Origin of the sequence: Veillonella magna (assembly GCF_959600285.1) — a bacterium.
GTDB classification, from domain to species: Bacteria; Bacillota; Negativicutes; order Veillonellales; family Veillonellaceae; genus Veillonella_A; species Veillonella_A magna.
On record NZ_CAUGKU010000003.1, the window covers coordinates 132834 to 146998 of the forward strand.

The window sequence follows — 14165 nt, forward strand, 5'->3', positions numbered from 1 at the left end:
TGCTAAATTTGTATTAGGCGTTTCCTTGCTCGGCAGTAAGAGTAATAAGTGTAAGAGCCATTTTGCAGGAGGCCACAAAAGAGGGTAACGGAAGAAACTCATTACGAGAATGGAAATTATGAGCGCCGGTAAAGAAATTAGGCGTAGGTATACCTTGGGTAGAAATATAAGATCCATCCGTACCACCGCGCATGGCGATAGTTTTAGGTGTGATGCCTAGGCGATCCATTGCTTGATATACGTAATCGATAGCATAATGGTTGTCCGGGGTAATTGCATCTTCGATATTACCATAAACATCGTCGATGGTAAGTGTTAATTTGGCACGCGGATACCGCTTTTGTAAAAAGTTTACTGCTTCTCGAATATAGGCTTTTTTTGCTTCGTAACGATCTTTGTGATGATCGCGAATGTTTAGGCTTACCGTGGCTGTTCGTTGGTTGGAGTTGATGGCTTGCACCCAAATATAACCATCGGTGCCATCCGTATTTTCCGGCGTTTCCAAACGATTGAAATAATTGGCAAAGTCTACGGCTATCAAGGTAGGGTTAAGTAATACGCCCTTGGCTGACATAGGATGTGCACTGACCCCTTCGATTGTCAATGTTCCTTGCCCCGCGTTAAAGGTTTGGTATACAACCTCGCCGATTTCGCAAGAATCAATAGTATAGGCAAATTGTACAGGGAAGCGATTAAAATCCATATGCTTGGCGCCTACAAGACCTATTTCTTCATCGGGCACAAAGGCAACGTATATATCGCCATGTAATAGGGAGGGCGTATCACGGAGCACTTGTAGTGCCGTCATTATTGTAGAGATAGCGGCTTTGTTGTCGGCACCAAGAACACTGAGCCCATCTGTGACGAGAATCTCCTGTCCTTTATAGGGGAGAAGTTCGGGGTGCTCGGCCGGATCCAGATAGATTTGTTCTTCTTTGTTTAAACAGATGGGGGCGCCTGTGAAGGTAACCCGTTGAGGTATAATGGATGGGCGTAGACCGACATCGACTGTGTCAAGATGGGCACAAAATCCCATAGACGGTATAGAACTCTTACAATTTTTAGGTAAATAGCCGGTGAGTACTCCGTATTCACTAAGGTGTAGATTATGAAGTCCCATAGAAGTAAGCTCTTCCTTGAGTAATTCGGCTAGTTCGCGTTGCCCCGGTGTGCTGGGAACAATGGTAGAGGAGGCATCGCTTTGGGAACTTACCGAAGTGTAACGGAAGAAACGCGTTACGAGATCTTCTTGCAAAATGTTGTCATCGGGATAGAGATTAATAGACATGGTTTACTCCTTTCGGCTTTTGTTGTTTTATCAAAAGATGTGGTAATCGTTAAAGAAATAAAACGTTTCCGTAATGTGTTAAATGCCTTAACATGCTGGAGATACTGCTGTTTGTTAGGGATGATAATATAAATTAACAATAGTAAGAATAAAAGTTAAGGTCTAGGGTAGATGTATGATGCTTGTAAGCCTAAGGGAATATCGAAGGCCCACATCAAGTACAATACTATAGTCAGTGAAATGAGTAGCCCTATAGTATAAGGAAGCATCATAGAGCTTAAGGTACCGATACCACTTTCTTTCACATATTTTTGACAATACGTGATGATGAGTGGATAAAATGCAAACATAGGAGTTACTACGTTAACAGCCGAGTCTGATACACGAAAGGCCACTTGCGTCAGTTCGGGAGCAATGCCTACACCCATTAGCATTGGTACGAATATCGGTGCCAAGATAGCCCATTTGGCCGATGCAGAGGTGATGATCAGATTTAATAGGGCAACGAAGAAGATAATCCCGAAGATAGTGAGCTGTGGCGGCAAGGCCAGGCCTTGCAGAAATTCGGCACCGGAAATGGCAAGTAAAGCACCAATTTGTGAAGCGTTAAATGCATATAAAAATTGTGCTGCAAAGAAATAGAATACGATAAGTTGTACTAACGTGTGAGTAATATCTTCCATGGATTTTGTAAAATCTTTTGTACTTTTAAAGGTGCCGGCAGCTATACCGTATACGATACCAATACCACCAGTGAAGAGAAAAATTAATGCGACGATAGACTGCATAATAGGGGCTTTAAAACTGGCGATGGTACCGTCCGGTGCACGCCACGGGCTATCCGCTGGTAGAAGTCCCCAAACGAGACCGATAGCCATGAGCACCAGGAAGCTGGTGGCAAGAAAGAATGCCCTGTTTTCGCGCGGGGTGATGGCTGTGGATGCATTGTGCTCTACCTGCAAGGATTCATCAAGAGGATACATTTTCCATAGCCAGGGTTCAACGATGCGCTCAGTAATAAACCAACAGGTGGGAATGACGATGAAGGTAGCTATAAAGGCGTAATAAAAATTACATAATACATTGACCAAATACGTAGGGTCGATAATTTGTGCCGCACTTTGAGTAAATCCTTGAATTACAGGGTCGATAGCTGACGGTGTGTAATTGGCTGCAAAGGCGCCGGCAATTCCGGCAAATGATGCTGCAATTCCAGCCAACGGGTGCTTTCCGGAAGCGTAGAACATGTAAGCTGCAATAGGGATAATAATAACATACCCAGAATCCGGACCGAGATGACTAAGCATGCCTACAAGGATAACCACCGGTGTAATGGCCTTTTGCGGTGTAATAGAGAGGAGCTTTCGTAATGCAATATTTAAGTAACCGGATCCTTCGGCAATACCTACGCCTAGGGTAGCTACGATAACCATGGCCAACGGAGGGAATCCGGAATAGTTGGTTACCATTTTGCTCATCAACGTGATGAGTGACTGCGGACTAAGCATGTTGATGATTTGTAATTGTTTGCCTGTTGCCGGATTGACGTAGCCAAATGTCATAGTTGAGAGTATGGCAGAGATGATGCAGACAATAATAAAGGCTCCGATAAATAATATGGTAATATCAGGAACGCGATTGCCCAAGCGCTCGATAAAAGCGAGTACGCCGGTAGTTGGTTTTTGTTGTTGCGTGACCATAGAGGTGCTCCTTTCTTGTGTTAAGGATTAAGTATAGATGTTTATTTTGATTATACTATAAAATAGATTGCTAAGGATATATGTTCTCTGTATGTATACAAAATATAAATGGAGGTTTATTAAAAAATCAAATGCTACTTGCGTGATGAAAAGGTTTGTTATATAATTAAAGAGCTTGTTAATGGCAAGCACTTCCTACCCCTATGAAAGATAGGGGCATTAGTCCGAAAGAGGAGGTGATTTTGTATGAACAAATACGAAGTCATGGTTATTGTGAAACCGGCCGAAGAAGAAGCAACTAACGCTGTAATCGAAAAGATTGAGGCTTTGATTGCTCGTGTAGGCGGCACAGTAGAAAAGGTAGATCGTTGGGGCAAGCGTCGTCTTGCTTATCCGGTGAAAAAATTCACGGATGGTTTCTACGTATTGGTGAACTTTGAAGCAGCTCCGGCTGAAATCAAAGAAATCGATCGTGTGTTGAAAATCAACGATGAAGTCCTTAAACACCTGATTGTTAAACACGAAGCATAAGCAAAAGCCCTGGGAGGTAAGAATGAATTCTGTACAAATCTTAGGTAATTTAGCTCGTGACCCGGAAGTTCGCTTTACCAAAACTGGTAGAGCCGTAGCAACGTTTACTGTGGCTGCGACGAACACATATGTTGATTCCACCACCAATGAAACGAGAGAACAGACCGCTTTTATTAATTGTGTGGCTTGGGGAAAACTCGGGGAGGCAGCTGGCAACCTTCGTAAAGGTAGTCGTTGCTTCGTAGAAGGCCGTCTGCAGACGCGTTCTTATGAAACGCAGGATGGTCAAAAACGTTACGTAACCGAAGTTGTTGCCAATTTTGTAGGACAATCGCTTGATGCACAGCATACGGCGGATTCCTTCGGAGGCGGCTCTAATTTTGATAGCTTCGGAAGCGGCAACAACGAGGAGAACATTCCGTTCTAGTGTTTAGGACTCCTACTAATTCGAAAAGGAGGATTCACAATGAGAAGAGATAGAGGCAGAAAGCCAAGAAGAAAAGTTTGCAACTTCTGCGTTGATCATGTTGAAGAAATTGATTACAAGGACGTTGCTAAGCTTCGCCGTTTCACTACGGAACGCGGTAAAATTCTTCCGCGCCGTATTTCCGGCACTTGCGCTAAACATCAGCGCAAATTGACTTTAGCCATCAAACGTGCTCGTGCAATTGCTTTATTGCCGTTCACTGCTGAATAAGCTGATGACCTTGAAACCCGGTAACCGAAAGGTTGCCGGGTTCTTTGCTTTTTATAAATGGATATAATATAACAGCGACGTTGGCTGCAGTTGAAATAAATAGCATTCAGGAGTATAATGGATACATCTTGCGAGCGGGCATACAATTGTCTTGTGAAAAAGCATTGTGCCAGTAAGATATATGTAGAATGGTAGAGGCTCAGTGAAGAGCCAGGTAGAAAGGAGTTTCTAGTATGTTTAAGCGTAGTATGGGAGTAGCTGTGGCGATGTTGATCATGGCCGGTGTAATGGTAGGCGGATGTGGGTCGTCCGGATCGAGTGCTGGTTCTGATTCCCCTCGAATCGGTGTAATTCAGCCGGTTGAACATCCTGCGTTGGATGCTTCGGTAAAAGGTTTTGTAGATGGTTTGGCAGAGCGTGGCTATAAAGAAGGTCAGAATATTACTATTGATCGTCAAAATGCACAGGGTGACCATGCTAATATGGAAAGCATTGCCAATCGGTTTGTAGCGGATAACGATAAGCTTGTTTTTGCGGTAGCTACATCGGCTGCACAGGTTATGGCGAATAAAACCAAAGATATACCAATTGTAGGTGCAGCAATCTTTGATTATAAAAAGGCTGATTTGATTAAAGATATGAAGGCTCCGGGAACTAATGTTACGGGAGTAACAAACTTTAATCCTTTGGAAAAGCAAGTTGATTTAATTTTGAAAGTTATGCCGAGTGTAAAAGAAATCGGAGTTGTCTATGCGTCTAGTGAGGTTAATTCGCAGGCTCAAATAGAGGCTTTCAAAGCATATGCGGCTAAGAAGGGGTTGAATGTGACGGAGGGTACGATTACCAGTGTCAACGATATCCAACAGGTAGCACAAAATCTTGTTAATCAAGGCGTAAAGGCTATTTTTGTACCAACAGATAATTTGGTGGCATCGGCTATGCCTAATTTGACGGCAGTTACCGATGCAGCAAAAGTTCCGGTATTTATTGCGGACGATAATTTATTATCTGGCGGCGGATTAATGGGCTATACGGTAGATTACTACAAATTGGGTGTACAGGCAGGTCATATGGCAGCCGATATTTTGGATGGCAAGAAAAAGCCGCAGGATATGCCAATTCAGATGCAAGATATGATGAAATTGGCTATCAATAATAGTCAGCTAACGAAATTGGGAATTACTGTTCCGGCAGATGTACCTAAGGAAGCAAAATAGCTTGTAATACATGCGAAATTAAGATAAGTTATAATTTGATTGATGTAAATAGAGGAAATACTCCGTATTGCATAAATTGTATAAGTAAAGGCAGTTGAGATTTGGTTTCATCTTGGCTGCTTTTTGCTTATCATGTTGATGAAAAGTGAAGTTGTGAAGTACTGAAAGTCAATTGACATTGTCTACAAGTAGGAATATAATTATTCCCATAAATATTATAGGGTTTAAGAAAGTATAGCTTTGGAGGGATTTTTATGGCAGAACATGATGAAAATCAAGTCAATCGCAAGGCCAAGGAAGCATTGGATAGTAGCCGAGGACAAGGCAAGCTGAAACAATTGCTTCTATGGATTGCGGCCCTTATTATAGGGGGAATTCTGGGTTGGATTAATAATCCGGGATTAAATGAATTATTTAATTTTGTGGCATCGGTGTTTACTAGACTGTTCCAATTTATTGCGGTTCCGACAATTACATTGGCGGTTATCACCACTTTGGCAGCATTGGGGTCGAATAAAAACACAGGTCGTATTTTTGCTCATGCGGTTACTTATACGCTTCTTACTACAATTTGCGCGGCAGCTGTAGGTTTAGCACTTTATTTATGGATTCAGCCGGGCAATATTTCCGCCGATCTTATCGGCGCCGGGGTAGCGCAGGTACCTGAAAAGTTGGGTAAGATTACCTATTATGATCACTTCTTGTCGATTATACCTAATAATCTCCTGCAGCCGTTCTTGTCAGGCAATGTATTGTCGGTAATGCTTATTGCGGCGGCTGTAGGTTTGGCATTAGCTTTTATGCCTAAAACAGAAAATCGTGATGCCTTCTTAAAAATTTTGTTAGGCTTCCAGGAAGTATTATTTACATTAATTCGTGCATTGCTTTGGATTTTGCCGGTGGGCATTTTGGCTTTTGCGGCTCAGTTGGCAGCACAAATCGAAGCTGGTGTTATTGTCGGCGCGCTTGGTAAATATACGGCCATTGTTATCGGTGGGAACTTGATTCAGTTCTTTATTGTGATTCCGCTGTTCCTAATTGCTCGTGGGTTGAATCCTATAACAGTATTCAAAAAAATGTCACCGGCTGTTATGGTGGCGCTCTTTACTAAAAGCTCGGCAGGTACTTTGCCTGTAACGTTGGCTTCGGCAGAACAGAATTTAAAAGCCAATACAGCAGTATCTCGGTTTGTGTTACCGATTTGTACGACTATCAATATGAATGGCTGTGCGGCATTTATTTTGGTAACATCTCTTTTCTTGATGCAGAATGCAGGGATGGAATTATCGTTAGGTGAAATGATAGGCTGGCTCTTTATTGCCGTACTGGCAGCCGTAGGTAATGCAGGCGTGCCGATGGGATGTTACTTCTTGACGTTGTCCTTGATGTCGTCTATTGGCGCACCGATTGGTCTTATGGGGGTTATTTTGCCGATTTATACTATTATTGATATGATTGAAACGGCAGAAAATGTATGGTCCGATTCGGCAGTATGTGCTATGACGGATAAGGATTTGCAAGGTAAGCTTACCGATGAAGACCAAGCATTGGCACCAAGTATTTAACTTTATAATGATATTGGAAGTTGAATAACATCTATAAACATATACGAGAGAGAGTTTCTTAAGCCCTAATTAAAATATCGCTTTACGTGTTAACGTAAAGCGATATTTTTTAAAAAAAGACTTGCAATTTAAAAGTAAACATGATATATTATACGAGTACCTGACGTGAGCGTCAGATACGCGGCCCCGTGGTGTAGCGGTTAACATGTCGCCCTGTCACGGCGAAGATCGTCAGTTCAAATCTGATCGGGGTCGCCATTTTTTCGCCTCGGTAGCTCAGTCGGTAGAGCAACGGACTGAAAATCCGTGTGTCGACAGTTCGATTCTGTCCTGAGGCACCATTAAAAGAATATGCGGTTGTGGTGGAATGGCAGACACGCCATCTTGAGGGGGTGGTGAGCGTACGCTCGTATGGGTTCAAGTCCCATCAACCGCACCAAATGTAAGAGTGCATCGTAATTATGACGATGTACTCTTTTTTTATATTGTTGCGTTGATGTTGATTTGTTGTTATCATTGAAGTATCACATATAGTTGTACGAAAAGGAGTCTTTTATGAATGACAAAACCGTAGTACTTAATGCAGGATTGGTAAATTATGATGGTAATGTAGATTATTCATCTATTGCTTCCGATGTTATTATTTATGATGAAACACCGGAAGATCTGATTTTGGAACGTGTTCAAGATGCTACTGTGGTAGTGACGAAAGAAATGAAGGTGCCGGGTGAGATTATTCGTCAGTTCCCGGATAGCGTGAAGATGATTTGTGAAGCAGGTACGGGATACAACAATATTGATCTTGATGCGGTTCGAGAAAAAGGGATTATGCTCTGTAATATTCCGGCATATAGTAGTGAACGCGTAGCTCACACGGGAATTATGATGATGATGAATTTAGCCAGTGAAATGCAAAAGCAGATACGTATGTTGGCAGAGGGGAATCATGATAATTTCCACAAGCATTTAATGGTCAAACATGTAGAGTTAAACGGAAAAACATTGGGACTCATCGGTTATGGTAATATTGCAAAAGAAATGAGTAAGGTAGCTCAAGCATTGGGGATGCGTGTCATTGTTTCAACAAGAACACCTCGCGAAGATTGTGAGGGTGTACACTTCACAGATTTTGATACCGTGCTACGAGAAAGTGATTTTCTGTCATTGAATTGTCCATTGAATGAAACAACACGGCATATGATTGATAAAGCGGCATTAGATAAGATGAAATCTTCCGCATATATTATTAATACTGCGCGAGGTGCTCTTATTGATGAGGAAGCATTGATTAGAGCCTTGCAAGGAGGGGTTATTGCCGGAGCCGGTTTAGACGTACAAGAAGTAGAGCCGTTAGACGAGAACAGTCCGTTATTTACGATGGATTCTGTTATTATTACTCCGCATATGGGATGGCGTGGCCTAGAAACGAGACGGCGTTTAATTGATTTGTTGCGAGAGAACATTAAGGCTTTCGCGAAGGGACAGCCAATTAATCGCGTTGATTAAGCGAGAGTATGTATAAGTTTTTACCTAAAGCGGGAATGTATGATAAGCTCTTTTTCATATAAGTAATAGGATATACAATGAAAATCCGTTGTCGATAATCACATCGCGATATACAATGTGATGTTCGCAACGGATTTTTTGTTGCATCTACATCTAAAAAGAGGAATTTTAAATGTGAATGAAGAATAATAAAAATGACATCTGTACATTGTGATGAAGAGTGTGCGAAAACTACGGACGAAGGAGTAATGCGGGTGCCGCAACACATATGTATAAAAGGAGTTCTCTGGTGAGAATGAAAGGAGTGACGTTTGTGGCTATTTATTTGGCAGATATCAAAGACTGTAAAAAGAAAGGAACATCGTTACGTACTTATACACTATATGTGCCAGAAGGCATGCATTGGACCGGTGGTGCTCATATGCGCGTGGCGCTCTATGAGGGATTGTCGCCGGAGTTGGCACAAAAGATAAAGAAAGCTGATAAAGAAATACGGTGCGCATTGTTGGCCGGAATAACGGAAGCCGATTTTGATCCTGCGTTTACGAGAACATTTTCTATTTCTACTAGAGAATGTGATAATGCGATTGTATTTTCTACGCGTATAGCTGCGGAGCCGTCCTTATTTAAAAAGACCCTAGGAGAGTATCAAGTAGGTGACGGGATTTTTATTTTGACATCGGCTACGCATCTTCATGTTCCGCCGAAGGGTCCTATTGTAGCTTTGACTATGGGCGTTGGTCTGTCCAGTTTACATGCATTTATTCGTGATTTACTGGAAGCCGGTGGTGATGGTCCTATTCTTTCGTTAAATGTAGCCGAACCATTGGAAGAGTTGACTGAACTGGAAGTACACGATGAGCGTGTGCGCTATATGTATAAGAATAATAGATATAGCTTTGAACAAGCAGTTAAAAAACTAATGGAGGATAGAGTTTTAGTAGAACAAGGACGTTTTATTGTTATAGGCGGTCATCGTTTTATGAAAGAGTGGATAGCTTTTTTAGAAGACAATGGAGTTGCACAAGATAGAATTTTCCTTGATCGACCTGATGAACAGCGAGCTATTTATATTAAATGAGAGGATAGATTGTGTAGAATAAAAAGAGAGATGATTTCCGGATATGAAATCATCTCTCTTTTTTGATATAGGGGAGAGTATTATACAACGCATATGTTGTATGTGAAATGTGGTCAGAAAGGAAAGACGCTTAATAGTCACTACGATATAGACCGGGTTTACGATCATGAAATACATTGATGCGTTGACGAATATCTTTTAATACGGATAAATCAATACTAGCTGTCCGTACCTGCTCGGTACCGTCTAAGTGAAGAATTTCTTCGCCCCATGGATCTAATAGGAGAGAATTGCCTGCGCAGGTGACCTTCCCAAGTTTGCCGCAACCATTCACCGCGCATAAGAACATCTGATTTTCTACTGCTCGTGCTATATTCAAAATTTCCCAATGGCGCAAACGAATCGTAGGCCATTGTGCAGGTACGAAGAAAAGATCTACCCCTTGTAATGCGGCAGTACGTACTAATTCGGGAAAGCGGATATCGTAACAAATGCAGCTAGAGCAAGGAATGTCATCCAGCATAAAATGATGAATGTGATTACCTCCGGTAAAGAATTTTTCTTCTTTTGCCGGGCTGAAGCCATGTATTTTGTCATATTCGGAAATTACCGAACCCTGTCGGTCAAGGACATATGTAGTATTATATACATACCCTTTTTTCACGGTAGCTACCGATCCGCCGACGATATTCACGGCATGTTTTTTGGCAAAGTCGGATAGAAAGTGGCGGGTACGCTCGCCGTCGGGATCAGCCATATCCTTGAGCGCCGGAGTCGGCGCAAAACCGGTATTCCAAGTTTCGGGCAAGACGATAATATCGGGATGACTGGCCACTGCTTCGGTAAGAAGTTGTTCGACCCGTGTATAGTTAGCCGCAACGTCACCGACAGTGACGGCGAATTGTACAAGTGCTATATTTTTTTTCATTATATTCCCTCCCTCAATAGCCAAGATGATATACACTTTCAGTATATGAGTGGGAGAAAGGCTTGTCAATATAGAGAAATTTACTGCGAAAATACTAAAAAAATGGTAAAATATATCGTAAAAGCAAAAAGAGATATAGTTGAGGGAGTTTAGCGTTGTATCGCAACAAAAATAAGTTCCTAATGATTGAATGGAAAGATACTTACAATAAATGGCGGATACGTAGGAGGTTACATGTTATCATGAAAAAAATATATATTTTCTGCGCGTTGCTCATAGGTCTTGTAGTAATCATAGCCGGATGTAGCTTTGGAGCGGCGCCGACGACAGAGTCAAAGCCTGAGGCAAAGGCTCCGGTGCAAGAGAAGGTAGCGACAGCAGTACCCAAAGGAATCCCGGTATTGATGTATCACAAAATTGGACCTGATAAGGATAATGATGCGGTGCTTCGCGAGGATTTGTTCTTAGCACAAATGAAATTTTTAAAGGACAAGGGATTCCATCCGATTACAATGGAGCAGTTATATGACTATGTAACAAGCGGTAAAGCAGTGCCCGTAAAACCGGTAGTGCTGACGTTCGATGATGGGTATGCAGATACATATTCCGTTGTGTATCCGGCGCTGAAGAAATATGGATTTGCCGCAACTGTGTATGTAAACCCCGGTGATGTAGGACAACGATTGACGTGGGAGCAGATTAAAGAAATGAAAGATGGCGGCGTTACTATTGCCAGTCATGGCTATGATCACGTACGAATGAATGAATTGTCAGCGGCGGCAAAGAAAGATAATATTGTTAAAGCACAACAAGCGCTTAAGGATAAACTGGACATTGATAATGTATGGTTTTGCTATCCTTACGGACGGGTAGATGCTCAGGCAGAAGCGGCGGCCGAGGGAGCAGGTATTCGATTGGCGGTAACGATGAATCCGGGATGGGTACATCAAGGTGATAATCCTCTTACATTGCATCGTATTTGGATAGGTAATGCCGTTGATTTAGCGCATTTCGAAGAGCGCATTACGACAGAACAGTATACAGACTTATAATTGAGGATGGGAGATAACTATGAAATCGTTCTTTCGAAAAGCATGGGTAAAGTTTATCCTTGTTATGTTTATTTTTACCGGGGTATCAGCGCCGTTCATTGTTTTGTTCGGTCCTTTTGATAATATTAAGCGCACCGTAGTGGGGGCAATCATGCGGTCGCGGCATCCGCATTATATTACGTGGCTTTTCGACCAAGATGAGCTTAATGCCATATTAGGATCGGTAGGAACCGTGCGCAGTCAGGACTTGTTTAAATTTAAGGCCAGAGAAGATAATACATTAAAGTTGCGTAAAATTGAATCCAGTCGCTATGTAGGCTATTTATTGGAAATTCCGGATCCCCGTCGTATTCACGTAGCTACGGCGAAGAATATCCAAGAAAAAGGAGAAACTACCAGTAATATCGCCAAGGATAACGATGCGGTAGCGGCTATTAACGGCGGTGGGTTTCACGATCCAAATGGTACGGGTACAGGGCGCTTGCCGTATGGCTTTATCTTGCGCGATGGCAAATATGTTATTGGTCAGGACGTAGGCCCTGATGAAAACGTAGATTTCGTAGGCTTTACCAAGAGCGGTAACCTTATTGCCGGTAATTATAATAAGACGGAGTTAGCAGATATGGAAGCTTCCGAAGGAATTACTTTCGGACCACCATTGATCGTGAATGGTAAGAAAATGATTACCGAAGGTGATGGCGGTTGGGGGATTGGTCCGCGTACAGCCATCGGTCAGAAAAAAGATGGTACGGTTATCTTCTTAGTCATTGATGGACGTCAACCGGGATATTCTACCGGAGCGACCTTGCGTGATGTACAGGATGTTCTTTATGCCGAAGGTTGTTATATTGCCGCTAATTTAGATGGCGGTTCCAGTACGACATTGTATTATAATGGTAAAGTAGTCAATAAACCAGCGGATTTATTGGGTGAACGTATGATTCCAACGGCGTTCATTGTTAAGTAATAGGAGGCGTTATGAAATCATTCGGCAAGATTTGCACGGCCTTTGTAGTAGGCCTTCTATTACAGGGCGGTGTGTACTATTATTTGGATCAAGTATATTTGGCACCGACTACGGATTTTGCGGTAAGCAATGCATCTCAGGAAAAGGACGGCAATTTTCCTGATGTTACGGAAGGTCGTAAATATTATTCGGAAGGGCATAAGTACATGGCCGTGGTTACCAATGATGCGGTTAAAATTTATACATCCGGCAAGAAAGAACCAACCAAGCTTGATCTCAAGGGGCGCATGGTAAGCTACTTCGAGTGGCTACCTGACCGCGATTTGGCAATCATGGGATTATACGGCGGACCTAAGGATGCTGTTGTGTTAGCGCGCATCGATCCGGAAAATCCGGACCATGAAGTGGATACGACAATGGAGGATTTACCATCGGATAGCCGGATTACGGAAGCGGCTTTTTCCACGGCAACCAATGTGGTATACATGAAAATTAAGGTAGCGGAGAATGCATATCGTATTTACCGTACCGATGCCAACTATGACACGCGACGTGTATATATGCAGGCTTCTAATATCGGTCGCATTGCAGTTTTTTATGATGAAGATCGCTTCTTCTACGATAATGTGCGTACCGGCGATGTCTTTATGTTCAACGGCACCGAGGGTGGATGGCGTGTTATCAATCCGCCGGGACGATATCGCCTTATCGGTGTTGATATGAATAAGGATATTTATATTGCCAAGGTGAATAAAGAAGACGAAGTATTATCTCTTAGCAAGGGGCGCCTTGGGGTAGGCTTTGAAACAATTCATACCTTTGATTCGCCGCAAACTTTGAGCACGATCACCGTTGCCTCAATTAAGAAAAATATGGAAGACGGTACCTATGGTACTTCTTCGTCGAAGGATGATGCAAGCGATTCATCGGATAAGAAAAAATAATGATTAGTAAAAATTATAATATTATTAAAATCTGATTAAAGATTGTAGTTGCGTAATTAGCATAGGCTAAAAGACCTGCTTTAGCAGGTCTTTTTCATAAGCGACTAAGTAAGGAGGCAATAAAATGGCTAAAATCAAAATTCAAAAGAATTTAAGTGACGCAGATATGTTTAAAGGCTTTACGGAAGAGGAAACATTTGAGAATGCCATGCTTCGCGGCGAAGGGCTTAGACAAGCGAAAATCGCCAAGAAAAGAGCTGTTGAAAATAAACAAGATGCTTTCTATCGTGAGTTCCTGACAGAAAAAATCGAGACGCAAATCGGCAAGATGCTGTTAGAGATAAAAATGGAGTATTATAAGGATGGTATAAATAATTTTTATGTCCAGGTAAAAAAAGAAGGCAAAAATATAGTTTTGGAAACAGGGCCGAAAAAATTAAAATAGTCTAAATTTAAGAAAAACAGCGCTCATAGATGATTATTCCGTATTAAAAAATGTGTTGACAAAGGCATGTATAAGTAGTCTAATAGTGTTGTGGCGTAAACAAGCCTATCTTTATTTTTAAGATAATGACTTGTGAGACGCAATCTGTAGAATAATGATTTGAATCGCAAACATCTGTGAAATGTGGAAGATTTTACAGAGTCGGCAGTGTTCGATTCATCTCAAATGTGAAGGAGAAGGATTA

Annotated in this window: 14 protein-coding genes and 3 tRNA genes; 14 read left to right on the forward strand and 3 right to left on the reverse strand. The window is 42.0% G+C overall.

The window, feature by feature from the left end:
* Positions 1–13: 13 nt before the first annotated feature.
* Together pepT and Q5873_RS03075 are read right to left on the reverse strand one after the other, a co-directional pair.
* A complete protein-coding gene (gene pepT / locus Q5873_RS03070) occupies positions 14–1288 on the reverse strand; it encodes a peptidase T (RefSeq protein ID WP_303059173.1) in 1275 nt (424 codons plus the stop codon).
* 155 nt (positions 1289–1443) lie between these two features.
* Complete coding sequence (locus Q5873_RS03075; protein WP_288190328.1) at positions 1444–2988, reverse strand: AbgT family transporter; 1545 nt, start codon at positions 2986–2988, stop codon at positions 1444–1446.
* Positions 2989–3234: 246 nt separating this feature from the next.
* Between Q5873_RS03075 and rpsF the strand changes: the two genes are divergently transcribed.
* The 10 genes from rpsF to Q5873_RS03125 all read left to right on the forward strand — a co-directional run bounded on the left by rpsF (position 3235) and on the right by Q5873_RS03125 (position 9585).
* Positions 3235–3519 carry a 30S ribosomal protein S6 gene (rpsF, locus tag Q5873_RS03080; RefSeq protein WP_028254515.1) on the forward strand — a complete coding sequence of 95 codons (285 nt, stop codon included), beginning with the start codon at positions 3235–3237 and terminating at the stop codon, positions 3517–3519.
* A gap of 22 nt (positions 3520–3541) precedes the next feature.
* Positions 3542–3946: a single-stranded DNA-binding protein gene (locus Q5873_RS03085; protein ID WP_303059174.1), complete on the forward strand. Its 405-nt coding sequence runs from the start codon at positions 3542–3544 to the stop codon at positions 3944–3946.
* 39 nt (positions 3947–3985) lie between these two features.
* Positions 3986–4216 (forward strand): 30S ribosomal protein S18, encoded by a 231-nt coding sequence (rpsR, locus tag Q5873_RS03090; RefSeq protein WP_028254517.1) that lies wholly within the window; start codon positions 3986–3988, stop codon positions 4214–4216.
* A gap of 233 nt (positions 4217–4449) precedes the next feature.
* Positions 4450–5433, forward strand: coding sequence for an ABC transporter substrate-binding protein (locus Q5873_RS03095; RefSeq protein ID WP_028254518.1), 984 nt, complete (start codon positions 4450–4452; stop codon positions 5431–5433).
* Positions 5434–5687: 254 nt separating this feature from the next.
* Positions 5688–6998 (forward strand): dicarboxylate/amino acid:cation symporter, encoded by a 1311-nt coding sequence (locus Q5873_RS03100; protein WP_288190330.1) that lies wholly within the window; start codon positions 5688–5690, stop codon positions 6996–6998.
* Positions 6999–7180: 182 nt separating this feature from the next.
* Positions 7181–7256, forward strand: a tRNA-Asp gene (locus Q5873_RS03105).
* A gap of 7 nt (positions 7257–7263) precedes the next feature.
* Positions 7264–7339, forward strand: a tRNA-Phe gene (locus tag Q5873_RS03110).
* 12 nt (positions 7340–7351) lie between these two features.
* Positions 7352–7437, forward strand: a tRNA-Leu gene (locus Q5873_RS03115).
* A gap of 116 nt (positions 7438–7553) precedes the next feature.
* Positions 7554–8504 (forward strand): 2-hydroxyacid dehydrogenase, encoded by a 951-nt coding sequence (locus Q5873_RS03120; protein WP_303059175.1) that lies wholly within the window; start codon positions 7554–7556, stop codon positions 8502–8504.
* A gap of 289 nt (positions 8505–8793) precedes the next feature.
* Positions 8794–9585 carry a ferredoxin reductase domain-containing protein gene (locus Q5873_RS03125; RefSeq protein ID WP_303059176.1) on the forward strand — a complete coding sequence of 264 codons (792 nt, stop codon included), beginning with the start codon at positions 8794–8796 and terminating at the stop codon, positions 9583–9585.
* A 130-nt stretch (positions 9586–9715) separates the two neighbouring features.
* Here Q5873_RS03125 and Q5873_RS03130 read toward each other — a convergent pair whose 3' ends face one another.
* Positions 9716–10513, reverse strand: coding sequence for a carbon-nitrogen family hydrolase (locus tag Q5873_RS03130; protein WP_303059177.1), 798 nt, complete (start codon positions 10511–10513; stop codon positions 9716–9718).
* Between the two features lie 242 nt (positions 10514–10755).
* On the opposite strand from Q5873_RS03130, the gene Q5873_RS03135 reads away from it, so the two are divergent.
* The 4 genes from Q5873_RS03135 (at position 10756) to Q5873_RS03150 (ending at position 13921) form a co-directional block, all read left to right on the forward strand.
* Positions 10756–11565: a polysaccharide deacetylase family protein gene (locus Q5873_RS03135; protein WP_303059178.1), complete on the forward strand. Its 810-nt coding sequence runs from the start codon at positions 10756–10758 to the stop codon at positions 11563–11565.
* A gap of 19 nt (positions 11566–11584) precedes the next feature.
* On the forward strand, positions 11585–12532 hold the full coding sequence (locus Q5873_RS03140) for a phosphodiester glycosidase family protein (protein ID WP_303059179.1): 948 nt from the start codon (positions 11585–11587) through the stop codon (positions 12530–12532).
* A gap of 11 nt (positions 12533–12543) precedes the next feature.
* Positions 12544–13476, forward strand: a complete 933-nt coding sequence (locus Q5873_RS03145; protein WP_028254525.1) for a hypothetical protein — start codon at positions 12544–12546, stop codon at positions 13474–13476.
* A 124-nt stretch (positions 13477–13600) separates the two neighbouring features.
* Positions 13601–13921 carry a hypothetical protein gene (locus Q5873_RS03150; RefSeq protein WP_288190663.1) on the forward strand — a complete coding sequence of 107 codons (321 nt, stop codon included), beginning with the start codon at positions 13601–13603 and terminating at the stop codon, positions 13919–13921.
* Positions 13922–14165: the final 244 nt, after the last annotated feature.

Bases quoted from the DNA above. Each gene is read 5' to 3' on its own strand.
- Q5873_RS03145 (WP_028254525.1), top strand. From the start codon at position 12,544: ATGAAATCATTCGGCAAGATTTGCACGGCCTTTGTAGTAGGCCTTCTA.
- Q5873_RS03085 (WP_303059174.1), top strand. From the start codon at position 3,542: ATGAATTCTGTACAAATCTTAGGTAATTTAGCTCGTGACCCGGAAGTT.
- Q5873_RS03100 (WP_288190330.1), top strand. From the start codon at position 5,688: ATGGCAGAACATGATGAAAATCAAGTCAATCGCAAGGCCAAGGAAGCA.
- Q5873_RS03140 (WP_303059179.1), top strand. From the start codon at position 11,585: ATGAAATCGTTCTTTCGAAAAGCATGGGTAAAGTTTATCCTTGTTATG.
- Q5873_RS03120 (WP_303059175.1), top strand. From the start codon at position 7,554: ATGAATGACAAAACCGTAGTACTTAATGCAGGATTGGTAAATTATGAT.
- Q5873_RS03095 (WP_028254518.1), top strand. From the start codon at position 4,450: ATGTTTAAGCGTAGTATGGGAGTAGCTGTGGCGATGTTGATCATGGCC.
- Q5873_RS03130 (WP_303059177.1), bottom strand. From the start codon at position 10,513: ATGAAAAAAAATATAGCACTTGTACAATTCGCCGTCACTGTCGGTGAC.
- Q5873_RS03150 (WP_288190663.1), top strand. From the start codon at position 13,601: ATGGCTAAAATCAAAATTCAAAAGAATTTAAGTGACGCAGATATGTTT.
- Q5873_RS03075 (WP_288190328.1), bottom strand. From the start codon at position 2,988: ATGGTCACGCAACAACAAAAACCAACTACCGGCGTACTCGCTTTTATC.
- Q5873_RS03135 (WP_303059178.1), top strand. From the start codon at position 10,756: ATGAAAAAAATATATATTTTCTGCGCGTTGCTCATAGGTCTTGTAGTA.
- rpsR (WP_028254517.1), top strand. From the start codon at position 3,986: ATGAGAAGAGATAGAGGCAGAAAGCCAAGAAGAAAAGTTTGCAACTTC.
- rpsF (WP_028254515.1), top strand. From the start codon at position 3,235: ATGAACAAATACGAAGTCATGGTTATTGTGAAACCGGCCGAAGAAGAA.
- pepT (WP_303059173.1), bottom strand. From the start codon at position 1,288: ATGTCTATTAATCTCTATCCCGATGACAACATTTTGCAAGAAGATCTC.